22 protein-coding genes and 1 tRNA gene are annotated in these 22,375 nt (G+C 75.1%); 16 read left to right on the top strand and 7 right to left on the bottom strand.

Going from position 1 to position 22,375, the window contains the following annotated elements; all coding sequences use genetic code 11:
• Positions 1 to 220 precede the first annotated feature (220 nt).
• Together M3673_RS07205 and M3673_RS07210 are read left to right on the top strand one after the other, a co-directional pair.
• Complete coding sequence (locus tag M3673_RS07205; protein WP_251532704.1) at positions 221 to 1,063, top strand: DUF4097 family beta strand repeat-containing protein; 843 nt, start codon at positions 221 to 223, stop codon at positions 1,061 to 1,063.
• Positions 1,064 to 1,318: 255 nt separating this feature from the next.
• On the top strand, positions 1,319 to 1,471 hold the full coding sequence (locus M3673_RS07210; RefSeq protein ID WP_193661896.1) for a hypothetical protein: 153 nt from the start codon (positions 1,319 to 1,321) through the stop codon (positions 1,469 to 1,471).
• Between the two features lie 104 nt (positions 1,472 to 1,575).
• On the opposite strand, the gene M3673_RS07215 is transcribed toward M3673_RS07210, so the two are convergent.
• Together M3673_RS07215 and dcd are read right to left on the bottom strand one after the other, a co-directional pair.
• Positions 1,576 to 2,586, bottom strand: a complete 1,011-nt coding sequence (locus M3673_RS07215) for a siderophore-interacting protein (RefSeq protein ID WP_251532705.1) — start codon at positions 2,584 to 2,586, stop codon at positions 1,576 to 1,578.
• A 117-nt stretch (positions 2,587 to 2,703) separates the two neighbouring features.
• Positions 2,704 to 3,279: a dCTP deaminase gene (dcd, locus tag M3673_RS07220; RefSeq protein ID WP_056864915.1), complete on the bottom strand. Its 576-nt coding sequence runs from the start codon at positions 3,277 to 3,279 to the stop codon at positions 2,704 to 2,706.
• A gap of 75 nt (positions 3,280 to 3,354) precedes the next feature.
• Between dcd and M3673_RS07225 the strand changes: the two genes are divergently transcribed.
• The 6 genes from M3673_RS07225 to M3673_RS07250 all read left to right on the top strand — a co-directional run bounded on the left by M3673_RS07225 (position 3,355) and on the right by M3673_RS07250 (position 7,763).
• The gene (locus M3673_RS07225) at positions 3,355 to 4,155 is read left to right on the top strand and encodes an SGNH/GDSL hydrolase family protein (protein WP_251532706.1); all 801 of its coding nucleotides are present in this window, start codon (positions 3,355 to 3,357) and stop codon (positions 4,153 to 4,155) included.
• Positions 4,156 to 4,200: 45 nt separating this feature from the next.
• Positions 4,201 to 4,276: transfer RNA gene (locus M3673_RS07230), tRNA-Gly, on the top strand.
• A gap of 424 nt (positions 4,277 to 4,700) precedes the next feature.
• The gene (locus M3673_RS07235) at positions 4,701 to 4,931 is read left to right on the top strand and encodes a hypothetical protein (RefSeq protein ID WP_156697942.1); all 231 of its coding nucleotides are present in this window, start codon (positions 4,701 to 4,703) and stop codon (positions 4,929 to 4,931) included.
• Positions 4,932 to 5,114: 183 nt separating this feature from the next.
• Positions 5,115 to 5,654: a DUF5994 family protein gene (locus M3673_RS07240; protein WP_251532707.1), complete on the top strand. Its 540-nt coding sequence runs from the start codon at positions 5,115 to 5,117 to the stop codon at positions 5,652 to 5,654.
• 68 nt (positions 5,655 to 5,722) lie between these two features.
• Positions 5,723 to 6,355: a DUF2461 domain-containing protein gene (locus M3673_RS07245; protein WP_251532708.1), complete on the top strand. Its 633-nt coding sequence runs from the start codon at positions 5,723 to 5,725 to the stop codon at positions 6,353 to 6,355.
• Positions 6,356 to 6,563: 208 nt separating this feature from the next.
• Entirely contained in the window at positions 6,564 to 7,763 is a 1,200-nt protein-coding gene (locus M3673_RS07250) for a hypothetical protein (protein ID WP_251532709.1), read from the top strand.
• A gap of 53 nt (positions 7,764 to 7,816) precedes the next feature.
• Here M3673_RS07250 and M3673_RS07255 read toward each other — a convergent pair whose 3' ends face one another.
• Both M3673_RS07255 and M3673_RS07260 read right to left on the bottom strand, forming a co-directional pair.
• Complete coding sequence (locus M3673_RS07255; protein WP_056864920.1) at positions 7,817 to 8,275, bottom strand: Rrf2 family transcriptional regulator; 459 nt, start codon at positions 8,273 to 8,275, stop codon at positions 7,817 to 7,819.
• Between the two features lie 91 nt (positions 8,276 to 8,366).
• Positions 8,367 to 9,278: a sulfite exporter TauE/SafE family protein gene (locus M3673_RS07260; protein WP_251532710.1), complete on the bottom strand. Its 912-nt coding sequence runs from the start codon at positions 9,276 to 9,278 to the stop codon at positions 8,367 to 8,369.
• A gap of 321 nt (positions 9,279 to 9,599) precedes the next feature.
• Between M3673_RS07260 and M3673_RS07265 the strand changes: the two genes are divergently transcribed.
• From M3673_RS07265 to mnhG, 7 genes are all read left to right on the top strand, one after another.
• Positions 9,600 to 11,474, top strand: coding sequence for an acyl-CoA dehydrogenase (locus M3673_RS07265; protein WP_193661889.1), 1,875 nt, complete (start codon positions 9,600 to 9,602; stop codon positions 11,472 to 11,474).
• A gap of 196 nt (positions 11,475 to 11,670) precedes the next feature.
• Positions 11,671 to 14,637, top strand: a complete 2,967-nt coding sequence (locus tag M3673_RS07270; RefSeq protein WP_251532711.1) for a Na+/H+ antiporter subunit A — start codon at positions 11,671 to 11,673, stop codon at positions 14,635 to 14,637.
• On the top strand, positions 14,637 to 15,074 hold the full coding sequence (locus tag M3673_RS07275) for a Na(+)/H(+) antiporter subunit C (RefSeq protein WP_056905258.1): 438 nt from the start codon (positions 14,637 to 14,639) through the stop codon (positions 15,072 to 15,074). Before M3673_RS07270 ends, M3673_RS07275 begins: the two co-directional genes overlap by 1 nt.
• Positions 15,071 to 16,789: a Na+/H+ antiporter subunit D gene (locus M3673_RS07280; protein ID WP_193661887.1), complete on the top strand. Its 1,719-nt coding sequence runs from the start codon at positions 15,071 to 15,073 to the stop codon at positions 16,787 to 16,789. Before M3673_RS07275 ends, M3673_RS07280 begins: the two co-directional genes overlap by 4 nt.
• Entirely contained in the window at positions 16,786 to 17,466 is a 681-nt protein-coding gene (locus M3673_RS07285; RefSeq protein WP_251532712.1) for a Na+/H+ antiporter subunit E, read from the top strand. The genes M3673_RS07280 and M3673_RS07285 overlap by 4 nt, the downstream gene beginning before the upstream one ends.
• Positions 17,463 to 17,774, top strand: a complete 312-nt coding sequence (locus M3673_RS07290; protein ID WP_228941562.1) for a monovalent cation/H+ antiporter complex subunit F — start codon at positions 17,463 to 17,465, stop codon at positions 17,772 to 17,774. The genes M3673_RS07285 and M3673_RS07290 overlap by 4 nt, the downstream gene beginning before the upstream one ends.
• On the top strand, positions 17,771 to 18,193 hold the full coding sequence (gene mnhG / locus M3673_RS07295; RefSeq protein WP_251532713.1) for a monovalent cation/H(+) antiporter subunit G: 423 nt from the start codon (positions 17,771 to 17,773) through the stop codon (positions 18,191 to 18,193). Before M3673_RS07290 ends, mnhG begins: the two co-directional genes overlap by 4 nt.
• A gap of 137 nt (positions 18,194 to 18,330) precedes the next feature.
• Here the strand turns inward: mnhG and M3673_RS07300 are convergent, their stop codons facing one another.
• Positions 18,331 to 19,239: a LysR family transcriptional regulator ArgP gene (locus M3673_RS07300; protein WP_251532714.1), complete on the bottom strand. Its 909-nt coding sequence runs from the start codon at positions 19,237 to 19,239 to the stop codon at positions 18,331 to 18,333.
• A gap of 73 nt (positions 19,240 to 19,312) precedes the next feature.
• On the opposite strand from M3673_RS07300, the gene M3673_RS07305 reads away from it, so the two are divergent.
• Positions 19,313 to 19,912, top strand: coding sequence for a LysE/ArgO family amino acid transporter (locus M3673_RS07305; protein ID WP_374108190.1), 600 nt, complete (start codon positions 19,313 to 19,315; stop codon positions 19,910 to 19,912).
• A gap of 30 nt (positions 19,913 to 19,942) precedes the next feature.
• Here M3673_RS07305 and M3673_RS07310 read toward each other — a convergent pair whose 3' ends face one another.
• Positions 19,943 to 20,791: a cupin domain-containing protein gene (locus M3673_RS07310; protein WP_251532715.1), complete on the bottom strand. Its 849-nt coding sequence runs from the start codon at positions 20,789 to 20,791 to the stop codon at positions 19,943 to 19,945.
• The gene (locus tag M3673_RS07315; protein ID WP_251532716.1) at positions 20,788 to 22,152 is read right to left on the bottom strand and encodes a GNAT family N-acetyltransferase; all 1,365 of its coding nucleotides are present in this window, start codon (positions 22,150 to 22,152) and stop codon (positions 20,788 to 20,790) included. The genes M3673_RS07310 and M3673_RS07315 overlap by 4 nt, the downstream gene beginning before the upstream one ends.
• Positions 22,153 to 22,375: the final 223 nt, after the last annotated feature.

Below are 22,375 nucleotides of genomic sequence, written 5' to 3' on the forward strand. Positions count from 1 at the left end.
CCGTGCGTCATGCGACCCGTAGAAGCGCATCCACCCTCCGCACGACGTCCACCGCCCCACACCGCACACCCACCCTGCTCGCCGCGCCGTGCGTCATGCGACCCGTGGATACGCATCCACTCTCCGCATGACGTCCACCGCCCCACACCGCGCACCGCCCCACAGCGCGCACCGACCCACCCCGTGCACCCACCCGCACCCCGACCACCCAGGAGCAGCCATGAGCAGCACCCGCGAGCACCGCCTCGACGTCGACGGACCCGTCGACCTCGTCGTCCGCAACCCCCGGGGCGTCGTCACCGTCACCGCCGTCACCGCGACGCCCGCAGCCGCCGGCGACGCCGAGCCGGTCACCGTCTCGGTCACGGGCCCCGCCCCCGACACCGTCGACGTCCGCTCCGAGGACGGCCGGGTCGAGGTCGCGGCACCCACCGGGCGCAGCGCCGAGGGCCACTACCACCTCACGATCCGCGTGCCGGCCGGCTCCCGCCTGACCGCGCGGCTCGGCTCCAGCGAGCTGAGCGCCGTCGGCCCCCTCGCCACCGCGACCGTGCAGGGCGCTTCGGGCGACGTGACCGTCGAGGACCTCGCCGGGGCCTCCCGCGTCGAGACCGGCTCCGGCGACGTCCGGCTCTCGCGCTGCGCCGACGTCACCGTGCAGTCGGGCTCCGGGGACGTGGAGCTCAGACGCGTCGGCGGCGCGGCCCAGGTCTCCACCGGGTCGGGCGACGTCACCGTCGACGCCTGCACCCACGAGCTCGTCGTCAAGACCGGCTCGGGCGACCTCCACGTCCGCAGCCTCCAGGGGGCGCTCTCCTTCAGCACCGCCAGCGGCGACCTCACCGTCGAGCGGGCCGAGCACGGCTCGGTCTCGGCCCGCAGCGCCTCGGGCGACGTGCACGTCGGCGTGCCCGCCGGCCTCCCCACCTGGACCGACGTCGGCTCCGTCAGCGGCGAGGTCGCCTCCGAGCTCGAGGCGGTCGGCGAGCCGGCCCCGGGCCAGGACCACCTGCTCGTGCGCGCCACCACTGTCTCGGGCGACGTGCGCCTCTCACGGCGCTGAGGCCGGAACCGACGCCGCACACGACACCGCCCGCCGAGCGCTCGACCCTGCCCCTGCGTCAGCCGCGAGCGTGGCACGAGCCGACCCCCACCGGCCGACCTGACCAGCCGACCCTGACCGGCAGACCCTGACCGGCCGACCCAGACCGGCCGACCCTCACCGGCAGACCCTGACCAACCCACCCTGACCAGCCGGCCCGACCCCGCCGTTCCGAGGCGGCCCACCCGGCACCTTCAGGCGACCGAAGGACCCACCATGAGCTACCCGCCCAGCATCCACCGCGACGAGGCCCGCCAGGTCGTGGCCGACCGCGTCGCCCGTGCCGACGAGCGCCACCTGCCCACCGTGCCGCGCCGCCGCCGACTCGCCCGCGGCCTGCGCCGCGTCGCCGACGCCCTCGACGCCTGACCGTCCACCCGAAGCCCACCGGACGCACCCCCGGCCCGGTGCAGGTCCCCGGGCCCACGCACGACCCGACCCCGCGGCCCCACCGGAGCCGACCCCCGGGAGGGTCAGGAGCGCATCGCGACGCCCTCGCGCCAGTAGCCCATGAAGGCCACCTGGCGGCGGTCCATGCCGAGGTCGCGCACCATGACACGGCGCAGCCCGGTGACGACCTTCGACTCCCCGGCGATCCAGGCGTAGACCGCCTGCCGGTCGGCGGCCGCCCGCTCCGAGCGACGCGCGCCCGGCCCGCCGGCCCCGCCCCCGCCGCCCTCGGCGACGACCTCGCCGGAGGAGGAGTACGTCGGGGTCTCCCACAGGTCGGGGTCGACCTCGTCGACCTCCACCTGCCCGATCGGCACCACGGGCGACTCCAGGCAGGCCAGCACCTCGCGCTGCAGCGCCACCCCGCGGGGCGCGCCGTCGCGGGGCAGCCAGGTCAGCTCGACGCCGGCCGGGCGCGGCAGGTCCTGCACGTCGGCGGCGCAGGGCACCTCGACGAAGGCGTGGCCCTCGGCGTCGGCGTCGAGGCCCGCGAGGATGCCCGCGACGGCCGGCACGGCGGTCTCGTCGCCGACGAGGAGCACGCGGGCGCCCGGCGTGGGGGCGAACTCGATGCCGCCGTAGGCCACGCCACGGCGCGGGGCGAGCACGACGGCCCGGTCGCCGACGCGGGCGCGCGAGGCCCAGCGGGCGCCGGGGCCGAGCGGGTGCTCTCCGTCGGGGCCCTCGTCGTGGAGCACGACGTCGACGACCAGGCGGGTGTCCTCGCCCTCGCCGACGATGTCGCGGATGGTGTAGGTGCGCATGTGGCCGCGCTCGGCCTGCGGCAGGGCCTGCCAGGCGGCGTACCAGCCGCTGTCGGCGGCCTCGAAGGACGGCAGCGGCCCGTCGCCGTCGGGCAGGACGAGCTTGAAGCGCTGGTCGAGCAGCGGGCCGTCGACGCCGAGGTCGGCCAGCGCAGGTGCGCCGAGCTCGAGGCGCACGAAGCTGGGCGAGAGCCGCTCGACACGGCGCACGGTCACCGTCTCCAGCAGCATCGGCAGCGCCGCGCGCGCGGTGGAGGTGGCTGTGGCCATGGGGTGCTCCCGGAGCGGTCGAGATGAGGTAAGGCAAACCTTACCTGACGCCGCGACGGGCTGCCCCGACCGTCCTGCCCCGATCGTCCTGCTCGGGCGACCGGGGCCGCGGCCGCCTCAGATCGAGGTGCGGTGGAAGCCCTGGAAGGAGCGCGACGGCGTCGGGCCGCGCTGGCCCTGGTAGCGCGAGCCGTACCTCTCCGAGCCGTAGGGGTGCTCGGAGGGCGAGGAGAGCCGGAAGAAGCAGAACTGCCCGATCTTCATGCCGGGGTAGAGCTTGATCGGCAGCGTCGCCACGTTGGCCAGCTCCAGCGTGACGTGGCCGGAGAAGCCGGGGTCGACGAAGCCGGCGGTGGCGTGGGTCAGCAGCCCGAGGCGCCCCAGCGAGGACTTGCCCTCCACGCGCGCCGCGATGTCGTCGGGCAGCGTCACGACCTCGTACGTCGACCCCAGCACGAACTCGCCCGGGTGCAGGATGAACGCCTCGTCCCCCTCGGGCTCGACGATCCGGGTGAGGTCGGACTGGTCGGCCGCGGGGTCGATGTGGGGGTACTTGTGGTTCTCGAAGACGCGGAAGTACCGGTCGAGGCGCACGTCGATGCTCGACGGCTGGAGCATCTGCGGCTCCCACGGGTCGAGGGCCACACGGCCGCCGTCGATCTCGGCCAGGATGTCGCGGTCGCTGAGCAGCACGCGCCTCAACCTACCGGCCCCGCGCCGACCGGACCCTGACGTCCGGGGCTCGGCCCGCTCCCGCATCATGGATCGGTGACCTACCAGCGCTACGTCGCCCTGGGCGACTCCTTCACCGAGGGCGTCGGCGACCCCGACCCCGACCGCCCCAACGGCCTGCGGGGCTGGGCCGACCGCGTCGCCGAGGTCCTCGGCGCGGCCTCGCCCGACTTCGGCTACGCCAACCTCGCCATCCGCGGCCGCAAGCTCGACGGGATCCTCGCCGAGCAGCTCGAGCCGGCGCTGGCCCTCGAGCCCGACCTGGTCACGATCTACGCCGGCGCCAACGACATCCTGCGCCCCTCGGTCGACCTCGACGCCCTCGCCGAGCGCTACGACGCCGCGCTCGGCCGCCTCGCCGACACCGGCACGCGCCTGCTGGTGTGGACCGCCTTCGACCCGGGCGGCTCGGCGATCTACCGCCCGGTGCGCCCCCGCTTCGCGCTCTACAACGAGCTGGTGCGCGAGGCCGCCGACCGCCACGGCGCCACCATCGTCGACTTCTGGCGTCTCAAGGAGTACCGCGACTGGCGGCTGTGGGACGAGGACCGCATGCACATGGGCCCCGCCGGCCACCAGCGGATGGCCGTCGAGGTGCTCGACGCCCTCGGCGTCGCGCACGACCTCGCGCCGCTGCCCCTGCGCGAGGCCGCGCCGACGACGCGACGCGAGCAGGCCGCCGCGCACGCGACGTGGCTGCGCGAGAGCGCCGTACCGTGGGTGCACCGACGGCTCACCGGACGCTCCTCCGGCGACGGCCTCTCCCCCAAGCACCCGACGCTGACCCGCGACCTGACCGCCCGGTCCGCACCCTCCTCTGCACCCTCCGGGGCGTGATCGTCTAGCATGACGCCGTCGCCGGGGCCGCCCCTCGGTGATGTTGCGGATGTAGCTCAGTTGGTAGAGCGCGACCTTCCCAAGGTCGATGTCGCGAGTTCGAGTCTCGTCATCCGCTCCACACACCGGCAGGCCGGCCCTCACCCGGGCCGCCTGCCGGTTCCTGCTCCAGCGGCGCTGCACCCCGCCGGCACCCTCCGGGTCGGTCGGACCTCCGGGCCGCCCGACGCCGTGGCGCGCGGCTCCGACACCTGCTAGACCGGAGGGGTCGGTGCGATCCGGGGGGAGGCACCGGCGGTCGATCGCCGTCACATCCCCGACCGCGTGGCGGCGGTCGGCCCTCGGCAGCGCCACCGTCCCCCGGTGACCCCGGGGACGGGGGGCTTTACACGGGGTGACGCCGGGGGCACAGTGGGGCTTGTCACAGATACTTGACGGTCTCGCCCCGAGGTCTCCTCGCGGCGCGGTCCCCGCTCGGACGGCGCTGTCCCCCCGGAGCCGTCCGAGCGGGTCACACCTCACCACCGGCCGCCTAGCCTCACGACGTGAGGATCGAAGCCACGGCGGGACCACCCGGCGGACCAGCGCAGGAGTGCTACGTGCGCCAGGGCACCGACTACCTCTCGATGGTCACCGACATCATGGCCGCCATCCCGCCCGGGTGGGACCTCATCGCCATCACGACCGGGCCCGACCGCCCTGCCGGCTCCCCGGCCGCACCACGACCCCTCGACCGGTCGAAGCGCCGCCCCCCGCCCCCGCCCCGGGGCTCCTAGCGTCGCGGCTGCCACCCGACCCGGCTCCCGGTCCTCGCCCGGGCCGCCACTCGCTGACGCCGTCCGCTCCACCGCTCGTCCTGCGACCGGCAGGCGCCCCCGGGCAGGAGTACGGTGGGGAGCATCACCCGCGACGCCGGGCCCGTCGGGTCCGCCGAGACGCAGGTGCGGAAGGTGGACGTCATGACGACGTCACCGCACGCCCCGTCCCCCGCTGCCCCGGTCGCCTCCGCGCCGGGCGGCACCACCGTCGCCAGCCAGCCGCTGCGCCTGAGCATCGCCGAGGATCCCCACGGTTCCGTCGACGGTGCGTGGTGGCCACGCTCGCGCGACCTGGTCACCGAGGTCGCCGACCTCGTCGACCACTTCCCCGTCGAGGTCGGGCGCCTCGACCGGCTGCTGTTCTCCCGCCCCGACTGGGACGACCCGGAGGGCGTCGCCACCCCGCGCCGGGTCCGCGCGGCCCGCGGCACGGTCAAGACCGGCTCCTTCCCCAGCGACGACACCCACCTCGTCGTGGCCAAGCTGGCCTCGGGTCGGCGGGTCCGTCTCGTCGTCGTGCCGCCCGACACCATCGAGTCCGAGGCCCGCGCCGTCATGACCGCCGCGGGCGGCCCCGACAACCACCGGACCGCCCGTGAGCTGCTGGGCCTCGACACCGACCAGCGCGACGACCTCGGCCACCAGGCCTGGGACGACGACGGCGCCGGCGCCACCCCCTGACCCGGCCCGGGCTCCCGCGGGACCCGGGCCCGCCCGGGTCGCGCGCCGGCGCGGCCTAGGCTCGCCGGGTGGAGTTCACCGGTTTCCCCGTCGCAGCGCTCGACTTCTACGACGACCTCGAGGTCGACAACACCAAGTCGTTCTGGGAGAGGCACCGGGGGGTCTACGAGGAATCGGTGAAGGCCCCCTTCACCGCGCTCGCCGAGGTGCTGGCCCCGGAGTTCGGGGCGGTGAAGGTCTTCCGGCCCTACCGCGACGTGCGCTTCGCCAAGGACAAGACGCCCTACAAGACCCACCAGGGCGCCTTCGCCGCCGCGGGCCCGTCGACCGGGTGGTACGTCGAGCTCTCCCCGCGCGGCCTGCGCACCGGCGCCGGCTTCTACGAGGCCTCAGGTGGTCGGCTCCAGGCCTTCCGCGCCGCCGTCGCCCACGACCTCTACGGCGCGGAGCTCGAGTCGCTCCTCGCCACGCTGGTCGGCGAGGGCTTCGAGGTGGGCGGCGACCGGCTCAAGACCTCGCCGCGCGGCTACGACGCCGACCACCCGCGCATCGACCTGCTGCGCCACCGCTCGCTGACCGTCGGGCGGTCCCACGGCTTCGAGCCGGTCATCCACACCCCCGCCGCCCTCGACCTCGTCCGCGACGACTGGCGCACCCTGCGCCCCCTCGTCGACTGGGCCCGGCGCCACTGCCAGGACTGACTCCGCCCGTCCTGGCCCCGCGCCGGCCGTCCTACTGACCGTTGCGACCACTGGCCGACCGTTGTGACGCCCTGCCAGTGGTCGCAACGGTCAGTAGGACGCGGGCGGGGGCGTCGACCGGCGGCGCGCGGCGCGCCGCACCGAGCCGCCCACCGGTCGTGGCCGGGAGTTCACCGGGCGGCCGCCCGCCGCTGCCACCGTGCGGGCCATGGCCAAGCGCAGGATCTACCTCCACATCGGTCTCCCCGGCGCCGGCGGCGCCTTCCTCCCCGCGGCGCTCGCCCACCACGCCTCGGCGCTCGCCGCCGCGGGCGTGCACGTGCCGACCCGCGCCGGCGACGAGGTGCTGCGGGCCGCCGTCGAGCTGCGGCGCGACCACAAGCAGCACGGCTACCGCCGCCGCGAGGTCGAGGGCACCTGGGCGGCCCTGTGCCACCGCGCTCGGAAGGCCTGCGCGAAGGGCGAGAGCGTCGTGCTGGGCGAGGAGCACCTCGCCGGCGCCGACACCGACCAGATCGCCCTGCTCCTCGACGCGCTGAGCGGGTGGGAGGTGCACGTCGTGGCCGTCGTCGCCGACCCCGCCTCCCAGCTGGTGGGCGCCTGGGCCGACACGATCCGCGCCGGGGCCACCCGCTCGCTGCGCCGCTGGACCCGTCGGGTGCTCGACCCCGCCCGCGAGGCGCCCGAGTCCGTCGCCTTCTGGGCCGAGCACGACCTCGAGGGCGTGCTGCACCGGTGGTCCGCCGCGCTGCGCCGCCCCGACCGGATGCACGTGGTCGTCGCACCCCGCGCCGACGACGCCAGCGCCTCCGTCTCCCGCCGCGACCGCGCCGCCTCGGTGTGGGCCGACCTCGGTCGCGTGGTCGGCTTCGACGCCGCTGCGCTCCCGCTCACCGAGGTCGACACCGACCCCGGCGCCCGGCTCGACGCGACCGGCCTGGCCGTGCTGCGCGGGGTCAACCGGGCCGTCGACGGCCGCGTGCCCCCCGGCGCGCAGCGACGCGTGGTGTCGGACCACCTGGCCCGCCGCGAGGAGGAGGCTTCGGGCCCGGAGCTCCCGACGCTCCCCGCCGAGCTCCACGGCGAGCTGCGCGACCTCGCCGAGCGCTGGGCCAAGGCGGTGGCCGACGCCGGCTGGCTGCTGTACGGCGATGCCGCCGACCTCGTGCCGGCACTGCCGACCCGCGCGGTCGACCCCGACGAGGTCGGCCCCGGCGCGCGGCTGGCCTCGGTGACCGACTCGGTCGCCGACCTGCTGGTCGAGGTGGCCCGCCTGCGCGAGGAGAACGACGCCCTCGCCCGCCGTACCGCGAAGCTCGAGCGCAAGCGCACCAAGCTCAAGACCCGGCTGGCCGCCGCCACCGCAGCCGGCCCAGCCGGCTCACCCGGCTCACCCGGCGGGGGCTGACGGACCGGGGCCCGAGCCCGCACGACCAGCGGCCGCGGGCAGGTCGCCGCAGGTCAGTGCGGCTGCCAGGCGTCCTCGTCGGAGGTCCGCTCGGTGACGGTGCTGGGCAGCTCGCGGTCGGCGAGCTGCTGGATGGAGACCTGCTCGAAGACGTCGCGCAGGGCGCGGCGCGCGGCGATCCAGACGTGCTGCAGCTCCCCGGCGGCCTCGTTGTAGGTCACGGCCTCCGGGCGCAGGCCGTAGACCGAGACCAGCGGGCCGTCGACGGCCCGGATGACGTCGGCCACCGACACGTCGCCCGCGGCGCGACCCATGCGCCAGCCGCCGGACTGACCGCGCTGCGACATCACGATGCCGGCGCGTCGCAGGTCGGCGAGGATCGCCTGCAGGAAGCCGTGGGGGATCTCCTGGAGCCGGCCGAGCTCCTCGGCGCTGACCGCGCGACCGTCGGCGCGCGAGGCCATCTCGATGAGGGCCCGCAGGGCGTAGTCGGACTTGGCGGAGACGCGCATGGGGCCAGTCTGTCAGATGAGTCGACCCCTCCAGTCGACCTTGGCGACTCACGCGACTCAGTAGCCCTGACCGGGCACGGGCCGGGCCGCGTCAGTGCGCCCGCTGCGCCCGGCGTACGTCGGGCACGTCGAGCCGCACCCCCTCACGCGCGAACTGCTCGAGCCGCACCGCCCAGGCGACCCACAGCACCCACAGCACCACCACGAGGGCGGCGAGCAGCCCCGTGGTGACGGCGTCGGCGTCGCGCAGGCCGGCCAGGGTGGTGACGTTGGTGAGCACGATGACGCCGCCGGCGACGACGCCCAGCACCCGGGCGGGCAGGTGCCGCACGACGAGGGCGGCCACCGGGGCGGCCACGGCCCCGCCGAGCATGAGCGCGAGCACGACCGCGCCCTCGATGCCGGCCCGACCGAGGCCGAGGAGGAAGCCGAGCGACCCGCCCACGGCGACGACGAACTCGGCGGTGTCGACGGACCCGACGACCTTGCGCGGCTCGAGGCGGCCCGAGGAGAGCAGCGTGCTGGTGCCGACCGGGCCCCAGCCGCCCCCGCCGACGGCGTCGAGGGCACCGGCCACCAGGCCGACGGGCGCGAGGAGCGCGGCCCGCGGGGGCGGGCCGGGGCGCGGGGTGCGGGTGCCCTGGGCGAGGAAGCGCAGCGTGACCCAGCAGCCCAGCACGAGCAGCACGACGGCGACCACCGGCACCGCCACGTCGGCGTCGAGGCCCACCAGGAAGGTCGCGCCCGCGAAGGCGCCCACGAAGCCGGGCACGGCGAGGATGCCGACCGTGCGCCAGTCGGTGTTGCCCAGCGCGTGGTGGGCGGCCCCGGAGACCAGCGTCGTGCCGATCTCGGAGAGGTGGATCGCCGCCGAGGCCGCGGCCGGGCCCATCCCGGCCGCCAGCAGCAGCGTGGCCGAGGTGACGCCGTAGCCCATGCCGACCGAGCCGTCGACCAGCTGCGCGGCCAGTCCGACCAGGGCGAGCACGACCAGCCTGCGCACCACGTCCCCCTCCGGTCGGGCGTCGGTCGGGGCGCACGCGCCGCCGACCGACTAATTCGATCAAGACGGTCGACTTTAGCGCGCAGCGGCGCGCCCCACCACCTGTTCCCGCGGACCCACCCGCGGGCCGTCGCGACCCCGACCGTTCGCTTGCGCGGGCGAGCGGCCGCTCCTACCATGATGTTACCGACCAGTAAACCGACGGGTAACCGACGTCACCACCGGTCCCCGGCGCCACCGCCGGCAGCACCACCGGCAGCACCCCGACCGGCCCGCCCACCGGCGACCGAACCCCAGCGACGAACCAGAAGGTGTGGATCAGTGAGCCACTACAAGAGCAACCTGCGCGACATCGAGTTCAACCTCTTCGAGGTGCTCGGACGCGACGAGATCCTCGGCACCGGCCCCTTCGCGGAGGTCGACGGCGACACCGCCCGCGAGATCCTCGCCGAGGTCGACCGCCTCTCCCGCGAGGAGTTGGCCGCGTCGTACGAGGACAGCGACCGCAACCCGCCGGTCTTCGACCCGGCCACCAACACCGCGCCGATCCCCGCGTCGTTCAAGAAGAGCTACCAGGCCTGGATGGACTCCGAGTACTGGCGCCTGCAGATCTCCGAGGAGCTCGGCGGCACCCCGGCCCCCTCCTCGCTGGTGTGGGCCCTCGGCGAGCTGGTGCTCGGTGCCAACGCCCCCGTGTGGATGTACGGCGCGGGCGCCCCCTTCGCCGGCGTGGTCCACCGCAACGGCAACGAGCGCGACAAGCGCATCGCCGAGATCATGGTCGAGCGCCAGTGGGGCGCCACCATGGTGCTCACCGAGCCCGACGCAGGCTCCGACGTCGGCGCGGGCCGCGCCAAGGCCACTCCCAACGAGGACGGCTCCTGGAACATCGAGGGCGTCAAGCGCTTCATCACCTCGGCCGAGCACGACATGAGCGAGAACATCATGCACCTCGTGCTCGCCCGCCCCGTGGGCGTCGAGGGCGTCGGCGGGCCCGGCACCAAGGGCCTCTCGCTCTTCCTGCTCCCCCAGCACCACTTCGACCACCAGACCGGCGAGCTCACCGGCGAGCGCAACGGCGTCTACGTCACCAACGTCGAGCACAAGATGGGGATCAAGGTCTCCAACACCTGCGAGGTCACCTTCGGCGACCCCTCCGTCGGCGGCGGCGAGCCCGCTAAGGGCTGGCTGCTCGGCGAGGTGCACAACGGCATCGCGCAGATGTTCCAGGTCATCGAGAACGCCCGCATGATGGTGGGCACGAAGGCCATCGCGACCCTGTCGACCGGCTACCTCAACGCCCTCGACTACGCCAAGACCCGCCAGCAGGGCGCCGACCTGACCCAGTCGGGCGACAAGACCGCCCCGCGCGTCACCATCACCCACCACCCCGACGTGCGCCGCTCGCTGATGGTGCAGAAGTCCTTCTCCGAGGCCATGCGCGCCCTGGTGCTCTACACCGCCTCCTACCAGGACCAGGTGATGCTCGCCGAGCACGCCGGCACGACCGACACCGACGAGGTCAAGCTCGCCGCCGCGGTCAACGACCTGCTCCTGCCGATCGTCAAGGGCTACGGCTCGGAGCGCTCGTGGGTGCTGCTGGGCACCGAGTCGCTGCAGACCTTCGGCGGCTCCGGCTTCCTGCAGGAGTACCCCATCGAGCAGTACGTCCGCGACGCCAAGATCGACACCCTCTACGAGGGCACGACCGCGATCCAGGGCCAGGACTTCTTCTTCCGCAAGATCGTCAAGGACCAGGGCCGGGCGCTGGGCCACCTCGCCGGCCAGGTCCAGGCCTTCCTCGACGCCGAGGGCGGCAACGGCCGGCTGAAGAACGAGCGCGCGCTGCTCGCGACCGCGCTCGAGGACACCAACGCCATGGTCGGGCACATGATCAACGACCTGATGTCGGCCCAGGACGAGATCCGCAACATCTACAAGGTCGGCCTCAACACCAGCCGCCTGCTGATGGCCCTGGGCGACGTGGTCTGCGGCTGGCTGCTGCTGCGCCAGGCCGAGGTCGCGCTGGAGAAGCTCGGCGGCGAGCCGAGCGCCAAGGACAAGGCGTTCTACGAGGGCAAGGTCGCCGCCGCGCAGTTCTTCGCGCAGTACAACCTGCCCAAGATCAGCGCCGAGCGCGCCATCGCCGAGGCCACCGGCCTGGACCTGATGGACCTCGACGAGGCGTCGTTCTGACCCACCGGCCGATCGCCGGCTGACCCCGGGCAGGCCCCCTGCCCGGAGTCCTGCCACCCCGCACCACCGCCGACCCGCCCGGTCCTCCGGGCGGGTCGGTGTGCGTCCCGGCCCCCCGTCGGGGGGACCCGTGGTCCCCCGCGGCCCCGTAGGATCGAGGCACGCCTCTCGCTCCTCGGACCCGGAAGGGCCCCGCTTGCTGCTCCTCGTGACCGCCCACCTCCTGGTGGCGGCGCTGTGCCCCGTCCTCGTCCGCACCCTCGGCCTCCGGGCCTTCTGGCTGGTCGCCACCGTGCCCGCGGCGACCACCGTGTGGGCCCTGACGCAGACCTCACGCGTCGCCGACGGTCGGGCGCGCGTCGAGGTCACCGGGTGGGTGCCCTCGCTGGGGCTCGACCTCGCCTTCCGCATGGGCGCCCTGCAGTGGCTGCTGGTGCTGGTGGTGGCCGGGATCGGGGCGGTCGTGCTGGCCTACTGCCGGTGGTACTTCTCCCCCGACTCGCGCGACCTGGGCCGCTTCGCCGGCGTGCTGGTCGCCTTCGTGGGCGCGATGCTCGGGCTGGTCCTGGCCGACGACCTGCTGCTGGTCTACGTCTTCTGGGAGCTGACCACGGTCTTCTCCTTCGTGCTCATCGGCCACGACCCCACCCGGCGCGCCCACCGCCAGTCGGCGCTCCAGGCGCTGCTCGTCACGACCTTCGGCGGTCTGGCCATGCTGGTCGGGATGCTGCTGCTCGGCCATGCCGCCGGCACCTTCCGCATCAGCGAGATCCTGGCCGACCCGCCCACCGGCACCGCGGTGACCGTGGCCGTGCTCCTGGTGCTCGTGGGCGCCGCGACCAAGTCGGCGCTGCTTCCCTTCCACTTCTGGCTGCCGGGGGCGATGGTCGCCCCGACCCCGGTGAGCGCCTACCTCCACGCCGCCTCGATGGTGAAGGCCGGCGTCTACCTCGTGGCCCTGCTCGCCCCCGCCTTCGCGGCCTCCGCCGGCTGGCGTCCGGCCCTGCTCGTGCTGGGGGTGGCCACCATGCTGCTCGGCGGCTGGCGCGCGCTGCGCCAGATCGACGTCAAGCTGCTGCTGGCCTACGGCACGGTGAGCCAGCTGGGCTTCCTGCTCGTCGTGCTGGGCCTCGGCACGCGCAGCGCCACCCTGGCCGGCCTCGGGCTGCTGCTGGCCCACGCGCTCTTCAAGGCCGCGCTCTTCCTCGTGGTCGGCGTCATCGACCGCTCCACCGGCACCCGCGACATGCACGAGCTCTCCGGCCTCGGCCGGCGCCTGCCCGTGCTGGCGGCGGCCGCGACGCTGGCCGCCGCCTCGATGGCCGGGGTGCCGCCGCTGCTGGGCTTCGTGTCGAAGGAGGCCTCCCTGGTGGCCCTGGTCGACCTGGCCCGCGAGGGCGAGGGCACCGGTCTGGGCCCCGTCGCCGGCTGGGCCGTGCTGCTCGGCGTCGTGGCCGGCTCGGTGCTCACCGCGGCCTACTCCGCCCGCTTCGTGTGGGGCGCCTTCGCCACCAAGCCCGGGGTGGAGCCGACCCGGGTCGACCACGTGCCGGCCGGGTTCGCCGCCGGCCCGGTGCTGCTGACCGGCCTCACCGTCGCGCTCGGCCTGCTCGGGCCGACCCTCACCGGGCTGCTCGCCCCCGCGGTCGAGGTCTTCCCCGAGGGAGCCCACGAGCCCGAGCTGACGCTGTGGCACGGCCCCGGCCTGGCGCTGCTGCTCTCGGTGGTCGTGCTCGCCCTGGGCGCCGCGGCCCACGTCGGACGCGCCCCCGTGGCCCGTCTCCAGGGCAGCTGGGGCACCGACCGCAGCCTCGAGCACGGCTACCGGCTGGTGATGCGCGGCGTCGACCGGGCCGCGGTCGAGGTCACCGGCCTGACCCAGCGCGGGTCGGTGTCGACGTACCTCGCGATCATCCTGCTCGTCGTGCTCGTCGTGCCGGGCTCGACGCTGCTGCTGGCCGACGCCTCCGAGATCGACGTCGTCGCCTGGGACACCCCCGCGCAGGCCGTCGTCGGGCTGGTCGCCGTGGGCGCCGCGGTCATGGCCACCCGCGCCCGCCGCCGCCTCCGCGCGGTCGTGCTGGCCGGGGTCACCGGCTACGGCGCGGCCCTGCTCTTCGTGCTCCACGGCGCCCCCGATCTGGCGCTGACCCAGATCCTCGTCGAGACCGTCTCGCTGCTGGTCTTCGTGCTCGTGCTGCGCCGGCTGCCGGAGTACTTCACCGACCGGCCGCTGGCCCGCAGCCGCTGGTGGCGCGTGGCGCTCGCCGTCGCGGTGGGCACGGCGGTCGCGGGCTTCATGCTCGTCGCCGGCTCCGCGCGCACCGCCGCCCCCGTCTCGATCGCCTTCCCCCCCGAGGCGGTGTCGTACGGCGGGGGCAAGAACATCGTCAACGTCGTGCTGGTCGACGTGCGGGCCTGGGACACGCTCGGCGAGCTCTCGGTGCTGGTCGCCGCCGCGACCGGCGTCGCCAGCCTCGTCTTCGTCACCGCCCGCGACGCCGGGATCCGGCGCGTGCACGAGATCCCCTACCCCGCGGGCGTGCGCAAGATCCCGACCCGCCCGGGCCGGCGCGCCTGGCTGCCCGGCTCGCGGACCCTGAGCCCCGACCGCCGCTCGATCGTCTTCGAGGTCATCACCCGGCTGCTCTTCCACGCCATGGTCGTCTTCTCGGTCTACCTGCTCATCGCCGGCCACAACCTGCCCGGCGGCGGCTTCGCGGCGGGCATGGTCACGGGACTGGCGCTGGCCGTGCGCTACCTCGCGGGCGGGCGCTACGAGCTCGACGAGGCCGCCCCGATCGACGCCGGCCGCCTCATCGGCGCCGGTCTCGCCGTGGCCGCCGCCTCCGCGATGGCGCCGCTGGCCTTCGGCGGCTCGGTGCTGCAGAGCGCCGACATCACGATCCACCTCGGCCCGCTGGGCGAGCCGCACCTGGTCACCTCGGTCTTCTTCGACATCGGGGTCTACCTCGTGGTCATCGGCCTGGTGCTCGACCTGCTGCGCGCGCTCGGCTCGCGCATCGACCGCCACATCCTGGCCGACGAGCGCGCCGCCCTGGCCGCGCGCCGTGGCGACACCGCCCCCGACCCCGCGCGCGGCCCCACGACCCAGCCGACCGACCAGCCCACCGACCAGGCCACCCCGGAAGGAGCCCGCTGATGGAGGAGGTCAACCTCACCCTCACCCTGACCGGGGCGGCGCTCGTGGGCTGCGGGGTCTACCTGCTGCTCGAGCGCAGCCTCACCCGCGTGCTGGTCGGGCTGGTCGTGCTCAGCAACGGCATCAGCCTGCTCTACCTCGTGGCCGGCGGGAAGGCCGGCAACGCCCCCATCGTCGGGAAGGCCGAGGGCCGCCTCAGCGACGCGCTGCCCCAGGCCCTCGTGCTCACCGCCATCGTCATCACCCTCGGCACCACCGCCTTCGTGGTGGCCATGGCCTACCGCAGCTGGCAGCTCAACGGCCACGACGACGTGCAGGACGACGTCGAGGACGCCTCGATCCGCCGCCGCGCCGACCTCGACGAGTCCTCCCAGGGCTACGACCTCGACTCCGCCGACACCTCCGAGCGCCCGGCCGAGGAGGGGAGCCGCCCGTGAACGTCGAGGCCCTCGTGCCCCTGCCCGTCGTGCTGCCGCTGCTCGGCGCCGGCGCCACCCTCATGCTCTCGCACCGCCCGCAGCTCCAGCGCGCGATCAGCCTCGGCAGCCTCGTGGCGGTCACCGTGCTGGCCGCGGTGCTGCTGGTGGCCGCCGACCGCAGCGGCCCGCAGGTGATCTGGATCGGCGGCTGGCCGGAGCCGCTGGGCGTCTCGCTGGTCGCCGACCGGCTCTCGGCGCTGATGCTGCTGGTCTCGGCCGTGGTGGTCACGGCGGTCCTGGCGTACTCGCTGGGTCAGGGCATGACCGGCGACGACGAGGAGCACGCCTCGCTGTCGATCTACCACCCCACCTTCCTGGTGCTGGTGGCCGGCGTCTCCAACGCCTTCCTGGCCGGCGACCTCTTCAACCTCTTCGTCAGCTTCGAGATGCTGCTCTTCGCCAGCTACGTGCTGCTGACCCTCGGTGGCACCGAGGCCCGCATCCGCGCCGGCACGATCTACGTCGTCGTCAACCTGATGTCCTCGATGCTCTTCCTCATCTCCATCGCGGTCGTCTACGCCGCCACCGGCAGCCTCAACCTCGCCCAGCTCTCCCAGCGCATCGCCGAGCTGCCCGACCACGTCGCGCTGATGCTCCAGCTGCTGCTGCTGACCACCTTCGCGATCAAGGCGGCGGTCTTCCCGCTGTCGTTCTGGCTGCCCGACAGCTACCCCACCGCGCCGGCGCCGGTCACGGCCGTCTTCGCGGGCCTGCTCACCAAGGTCGGCGTCTACGCCATCCTGCGCGTGCAGACGCTGCTCTTCCCCGACAGCCCGCTCACCGACCTGCTGCTGTGGGCCGCGCTGCTGACCATGGTCGTGGGCATCCTCGGCGCCATCGCCCAGAGCGACATCAAGCGCATGCTGTCCTTCACCCTGGTCAGCCACATCGGCTACATGATCTTCGGCATCGGCCTGGCCACCGACGCCGGCGTCTCCGGGGCGATCTTCTACGTCGCCCACCACATCACCATCCAGACCGCGCTCTTCCTCGTCGTCGGGCTGGTCGAGCGCCGCGCGGGCAGCACCTCGCTGATCCGCCTCGGCGGGCTGGCGCGCCTCGCGCCGCTGCTGGGGCTGCTCTTCTTCGTGCCGGCGATGAACCTCGCCGGCATCCCGCCGCTCTCGGGCTTCCTGGGCAAGGTCGGCCTGCTCCAGGCCGGCGTCGACGTCGGGACGCCCCTGGCCTACGCCCTGGTCGCCGGGGCCGTGGCGACCAGCCTGCTGACCCTCTACGCCGTGGCCAAGACCTGGGCCGTGGCCTTCTGGCGCTCCCCCGAGGAGGCCCACGAGGCCGCCGCCAGCCTGCCCGACCCGGGCTTCGACACCGGCCCCCACACCGGTCAGGTCGGCGGCGGCTCGCTGGCCCGCGTGGCCGCCGACGACGGCGGCCCCCTGCCCGGTGCGGCGCTGTCGGTGAGCGACGTCGCCGAGGCCGAGCGGATCGTCAGCGACGAGACGCCCGACCGCGACCTGCACCAGCGCCTGTGCGACGGCGACCTGCCCGAGCGGCTGCCGCTGTCGATGGTGCTGCCGACCGCCGGGCTGGTGGCCTTCAGCCTGGTGCTCAGCGTGGTGGCCGGGCCGCTCTTCGGCTTCACCGACCGCGCGGCCGCCGACCTGCGCGAGCGCACGGCCTACGTCGAGACCGTGCTCGCCGAGGTGCCCTCGTGAGCCCGCGCATGCGCACCCGCCGCGACGGCAGCAGCACCCCCTCGCGGCGTCACGCCGTGCAGCCGGTCTCGGTGGTCTGGCTGACCGTGGTCTGGACGCTGCTGTGGGGCTTCCCCGACGTGCTGATCGTGCTCTCCGGGGTGCTCGTGGCGGTGCTGGTGTGCCTGGTCTTCCCGATGCCGCGGCTGCGGCTGGGCGGGCGGCTGCGCCCGGTCGCCCTGGCGCGGCTGCTGGGCCACGTCGCGGTCGACGTGGTCGCCGCCAGCGTGCAGGTCGCGCTCATCGTGCTGCGCCCGCGCTGCGTGCCGCGCAGCGCCGTGGTGGCCGTGCCGCTGCGCGCGGAGTCGGACCTGGTGCTCACCACCGTCGCCGTCCTGGTCTCGCTCGTGCCCGGCAGCGTGGTCGTCGAGACCCGCCGCTCCACCCACACCCTCTACCTGCACGTGCTCGACGTCGCCGACGAGGGCGCCGCCCAGCGCTACCGCGACGACGTGCTGGCCCTGGAGGCCCGCGTGCTCGCCGCCTTCGCCCCCGAGGACCCGGGCGCGGACGCCGCCGCGGCCGCTGCGGCGGGTCTCACCGCCGACGGCGGGGCCGGCGGGGGCGGGTCGGCCGCCGGCCGCACGTCCGGACCCCCGTCACGCGACACCGACCGCGACCGGGAGGCCGCCCCGTGAGCCCCAGCGACCTCGTGACCACCGCCTGCGTGGTGATGCTCGGCCTCGCCGCCGTGCTGCTCGTCGTGCGGATCACCCGCGGCCCCACCGTGCTCGACCGCACCGTCGCCCTCGACGTGCTCGTCGCCGTGGTCATCTGCGCCATCGCCGTCGACGCCGTCGAGCGCGACACCTCCACCACCCTGCCCGTGCTGCTCGTGCTGACCCTGGTCGGCTTCGTCGGGTCGGTCGCGGTGGCGCGCTTCGCCAAGGGCAGCGACGACGTCGACGCCGAGAGCGGCGACGAGGCCGAGGGGGGCCGGCTGTGAGCGCCCTGACCGCCCTGACCCCCCTGGCCGCCATGACCTCGGTGCCCGAGGTGGCGGCGCAGGTCAGCGACGTCGTCGGGTCGGTGCTGCTGCTGGCCGGCTGCGCCCTCTCGCTCATCGCCGCGATCGGCATGGTGCGCCTGCCCGACCTGCTGACCCGCATGCACGCCGCGACCAAGCCGCAGGTGCTCGGCCTGGTGCTCGTCATCGCCGGTCTCGCCCTGCGGCTGCGCGAGCCCGAGGCGCTGGGCATGCTCGTGCTGGTCGTGCTCTTCCAGATGGCCACCGCCCCCGTCGCCGCCCACATGGTGGGGCGGGCCGCCTTCCGCGGCGACCAGGTCGACCGCGGGCGGCTGGTCGTCGACGAGCTCTCCGAGGGCGTCCGCGACCTCGGCGACGAGCCCCGCGGCGCGCCGTAGGGCCGTGGCTGCCCGCGGCCGACCTGACCGCCGTGACGCCCTGCTACCTCGTCTGCCGACCCGTCGTGACGGGGCGGCGGACGAGGTGACTCGGCGTCACGGCTGACGGGCTGCGCGGCTGACGGGCGGGGCGGGCGTCAGCGGGGGCGGGGGGTGAGGGGGCGCAGGGCGGCGGACGCCTCGGTCCTCACCACGTCGCTGAGGCGCCCCAGCAGGGGCGAGTCGAGCCGCCAGCGCTGCCAGTGCAGCGCCACGTCGACCCGGTCGCGGCCCGGTCGGTCGCCGGCGGCGAGCAGCACCAGCCGACCGGACGCGAGGTCGGGCCCGAGCTGCGGCTCGGGCACCAGCCCCCAGCCGAGCCCGCGGCGCACCGCCTCGTGGAAGTCGGCGGAGGTCGGCACGCGGTGCACCACCGGGGGCCGGACGTGGCCGCGGGCGGCGAGCAGGTCGTCCTGGAGGGCGTCCTTCTCGTTGAAGACCACCACCGGCATCGCGGCCCAGTCGGCCCGGCCCGCGCGCACCCAGCGCTCCGCGAAGGCGGGTGAGGCGGCCGGGCGGTAGCGCAGCACCCCCAGCGGCCCCACCGTGCACCCCTGCACCGCCACGGGGTCGCTGGTGACCGCGGCCAGGGCCTCGCCGCGGCGCAGCAGCTCGGTCGAGGTGGCCTGGTCCTCGACGTCGAGGCGCAGCGCGACACCGGGCCAGCCGCCGACGGCGCCGAGCACCCCGCCGAACCACGTGGCCAGCGAGTCGGCGTTGACCGCCACCCGCAGCTCCACCACCGCGCCGCTGGCGCTCAGCTCCTCGCGGGCCTCGGCCCACAGCAGGCTGGTCTCGCGCCCCAGCCGCACCAGCCGCTCGCCCGCGGGCGTGGGGGCGCAGGGCGCCGTACGCCGGACGAGGACCTGGCCCGCCGCCGACTCCAGCGCGCGGATGCGCTGGCTGACCGCGCTCGGCGTCACGCTGAGCGCGCGGGCCGCGGCCTCGAAGCTGCCGGTGTCGGCGATCGCCACCAGGGCGGCGAGCTGGGCGGGCTGCAGGTCCATGAAGCCACGCTAAGGCACCCTGAGGATCATTCGCTGGCCTTCACCACCGCACGGCCCTAGCGTCGGGGCCGTGATCCTCGACCTCGGCGCCGGCCTGCTCACCGGGCTCTCCCTCATCGTGGCCATCGGCGCGCAGAACGCCTTCGTGCTGCGCCAAGGGCTGCTGCGCCGCCACGTCGGGGCCGTCGTCGCGGTGTGCGCGGTCTCCGACCTCGTGCTGATCCTCGCCGGGGTCGCCGGCATCGGCACCCTGGTCGAGCGCGCCCCGCTCGCCCTCGAGGTGGTGCGGTGGCTGGGGGTGGCGTTCCTGACGGCCTACGGCCTGCGCTCGCTGCTCGCCGCGCGCAGCTCCTCGGCGCTGCGCACCACCGGCGCCGCGTCGGCCGCGCTCGGCTCGACGGTGGCGACGGCGGCCGCGCTGACCTGGCTCAACCCGCACGTCTACCTCGACACCGTCCTGCTGCTCGGCTCGATCGCGAGCGCGCACGGACCCGAGGGCCGGTGGTGGTTCGCCGCCGGTGCGTGCGCGGCGTCGGTGCTGTGGTTCGCCGGGCTCGGCTACGGCGCGCGGCTGGCCTCGGGCCTCTTCGCCCGGCCGCGGGCGTGGCAGGTGCTCGACGTGGTCATCGGCGTCGTGATGCTGCTGATCGCGGTCTCGCTCGCGCTGCGGTGAGCCCCGGGGCCGGGCCCCGGCGGTCGCGTCTCAGCGGGCGCGCCGCAGGGCGGCCTTGGCCTTCTCCGCGGCGGTGATGGCGCCGGCCTTGGCCTTGTCGACGCCGGTGCGGGCGCCGGGGGCCGCGGGGGTGACACCGGCCTTGCGGAGGTAGGAGTTGGCGCGCAACACCTTGGCCTCGGTGGCCAGGGCCGGGCTGCGCCACGTCACCGAGAGCGAGATCGACAGCGCGGGGCCGTTGACGACCTTGTGCTGGGTGTAGGGCGGCACGTAGATGCCGCGGCCCGGCTCGAGCACGTGGTCGACGGGGTCCTGCACGTCGGCCTTGAGGTTGCGGTGGCCGCCGGCCACGAGGCGCTCCGCCTCGGCCGCGCGCGCCTCGGGGCTCATCCAGGTGCCGGTGACCATCGTCTTGCTGCCCTGCACCTGCAGCAGCACGTTGTGCTCGGGGTCGATGTGGCTGGGCGTCATCGAGCCCGGGGCGGAGAGGAAGACGAAGCCCTCGCGGTTGTAGGCCTGGCCGGGCCCGGAGACGAGGTCCTCGATCTCGTCGAGGCAGGCGTCGAGGAGGGCGCTGTAGCGCGGGTCCTGCTCGACGTTCTTGATCACGCACCACGCGCCGTTGGTCTCCAGGCCGAGGATCATCTCGCGCAGCTCCAGGTCGAGCCGCGGGGCGTTGCCGTCGGCCACCACGTCGGGCAGGGCGCCCACGTTGTGCTCGATGCTGTCGGCCGGCAGCGACACCGCGAGGTCGGCCAGCGACTCCAGGGTGAGCAGCTCGTGGCTGCGCAGCTGGTGGCTGACCTCCTGCGGCTCGCCGGTCTCGCCGGCGGTGCGCAGGGCGGCGGTGGACTGCTCGTCGAGGTGGAGCAGGGTCATGGTCGTGCCTCTTCCGGGGTCGTGGGTGCGGTGGCGGTGCTGGCGGTGCTGGCGGTGCCGGTGACGGTGGTGCGTGGTGCGGCGGACGTCGTCGCGGTGGGGGCGCGGGTGCGGTCGGGAGCGGGGCGGTCGTGCCGGGCGCGCCACCGGTGGCGGACCCCGTCGACGGTCTCCAGCAGGCGGGGTGCCGTGCGGACCGCCCACTCGCCGGCCCCGGGCCGCAGCGCGACGGCGAGGGTGACCAGCTCGCGGCGGTCGGGGTGCAGGCGGTCGGCCATCGGGTGCCCGGGGTCGGCGCAGGTGTCGACCAGCGCGGCGCCGGTGTCGGGGAAGCGGCGCAGCTGCTCGATGTAGAGCAGCAGGCCCGGGGAGTGGGCGGCGTGCTGCTCGTCGTAGGCGGTCTTCCAGGTGAAGACCGTGTCGCCCTCGCGCACGTCGACGAGCACCGCGACGGCGCTGCCGTCGCCGGCGAGCAGGGCCAGCACCGAGAGCGCGCCGCGGGCGTGGAGGGCGCGACAGGCCTCGACGAAGAACGCCCGCTGGTCGGCGTGGTGGGCGATGGCGCCGCCGTCGGCGCCCTTCCACCCGGCGGCCTCGAGACGCAGGAAGGTCTCGACGCCCTCGTCGGCACGGCCGGCCTCGGCCAGGTCGACGACCTGCAGGCCGCCGCCGACGCTCTCGTCGAGGCGGCGCCACACCCGGCGCAGCTCCTTGCGGCGCTTGCCCGGCAGCTGCCGGGCGACGTAGTCGACGGGGTAGTCGACGGGGTGGTCGACGGGGTGGTCGACGGGGTGGTCGACGGGGTGGTCGACGGGGTGGTCGACGGGGTGGTCGGGCGAGGGGGCGCCGGTCGGGTCGCGGCGGGTCACCGCCCGCTGGAGGGAGTCCAGGCGGCAGGTCGAGCGACCGGTCCGGGCCGCGGCCGCCTCGACGTCGCGGGCCACGTCGGCGTCGAGGGAGGTCAGCACCAGCCAGGGGTCCTCGCCGTCGCGGGCCAGGTGCTCGAGCGCCGTACGCCACCCGTCGAGGCCGAGCTCCGGCGCCACGAGCGGGGTGCCGAGGAAGTGCTGGGTGTGCTGCCAGGTCGTGGTCGCCCGCACGGGCAGGCGGCGGTGACGACGGCGGCCGGCCACGGGCAGCAGCAGCGCGAGGCGGCCGGCGTCGTCGCGCACCGTCAAGAGCCGCACGTCGTCGCCGCCCAGGTGGCGCAGCGCCGGTGGCAGCATGTCGGGGCCGTGGAAGGGGTTGGCGTGGCGCGCACGGGCGGCGAGGTCGTGCCAGTCGGCGACCAACCCTCCAGCGGGCGAGGCGTCGACCAGCTGCCCGGCCGGGCGAGCGGCGTGGGAGGCGCTGGGGGACACGAGGGCTCCATCGGGCGAGGCGTCAGGTTCGCACGGGAGCCGAGTCGAGGGGCGCCGCGGCACGCGGAGCCCCTCCCCCCGCGCTCTGGTATACCCCGGGCTCCCAGCAGCAAACGGAGCCGGCCCCCCGGGTGGGGCGACCCCGGTCACGTCGCGACCGGCCCGGGCCGAGTCGCTGCGAGGCGGGCGGGACGGCCGAGCAGGCGGGCAGGGGCTGGAGCCA

The organism is Nocardioides sp. P86 (assembly GCF_023712465.1).
GTDB lineage: Bacteria > Actinomycetota > Actinomycetes > Propionibacteriales > Nocardioidaceae > Nocardioides > Nocardioides kribbensis.

What these genes read in the sequence shown, in the direction of transcription:
- M3673_RS07210 (WP_193661896.1), top strand. Translation starts at nt 1,319, where the DNA reads ATGAGCTACCCGCCCAGCATCCACCGCGACGAGGCCCGCCAGGTCGTG.
- M3673_RS07215 (WP_251532705.1), bottom strand. Translation starts at nt 2,586, where the DNA reads ATGGCCACAGCCACCTCCACCGCGCGCGCGGCGCTGCCGATGCTGCTG.
- M3673_RS07240 (WP_251532707.1), top strand. Translation starts at nt 5,115, where the DNA reads ATGACGACGTCACCGCACGCCCCGTCCCCCGCTGCCCCGGTCGCCTCC.
- M3673_RS07205 (WP_251532704.1), top strand. Translation starts at nt 221, where the DNA reads ATGAGCAGCACCCGCGAGCACCGCCTCGACGTCGACGGACCCGTCGAC.
- M3673_RS07255 (WP_056864920.1), bottom strand. Translation starts at nt 8,275, where the DNA reads ATGCGCGTCTCCGCCAAGTCCGACTACGCCCTGCGGGCCCTCATCGAG.
- M3673_RS07310 (WP_251532715.1), bottom strand. Translation starts at nt 20,791, where the DNA reads ATGACCCTGCTCCACCTCGACGAGCAGTCCACCGCCGCCCTGCGCACC.
- M3673_RS07250 (WP_251532709.1), top strand. Translation starts at nt 6,564, where the DNA reads ATGGCCAAGCGCAGGATCTACCTCCACATCGGTCTCCCCGGCGCCGGC.
- M3673_RS07300 (WP_251532714.1), bottom strand. Translation starts at nt 19,239, where the DNA reads ATGGACCTGCAGCCCGCCCAGCTCGCCGCCCTGGTGGCGATCGCCGAC.
- M3673_RS07275 (WP_056905258.1), top strand. Translation starts at nt 14,637, where the DNA reads ATGGAGGAGGTCAACCTCACCCTCACCCTGACCGGGGCGGCGCTCGTG.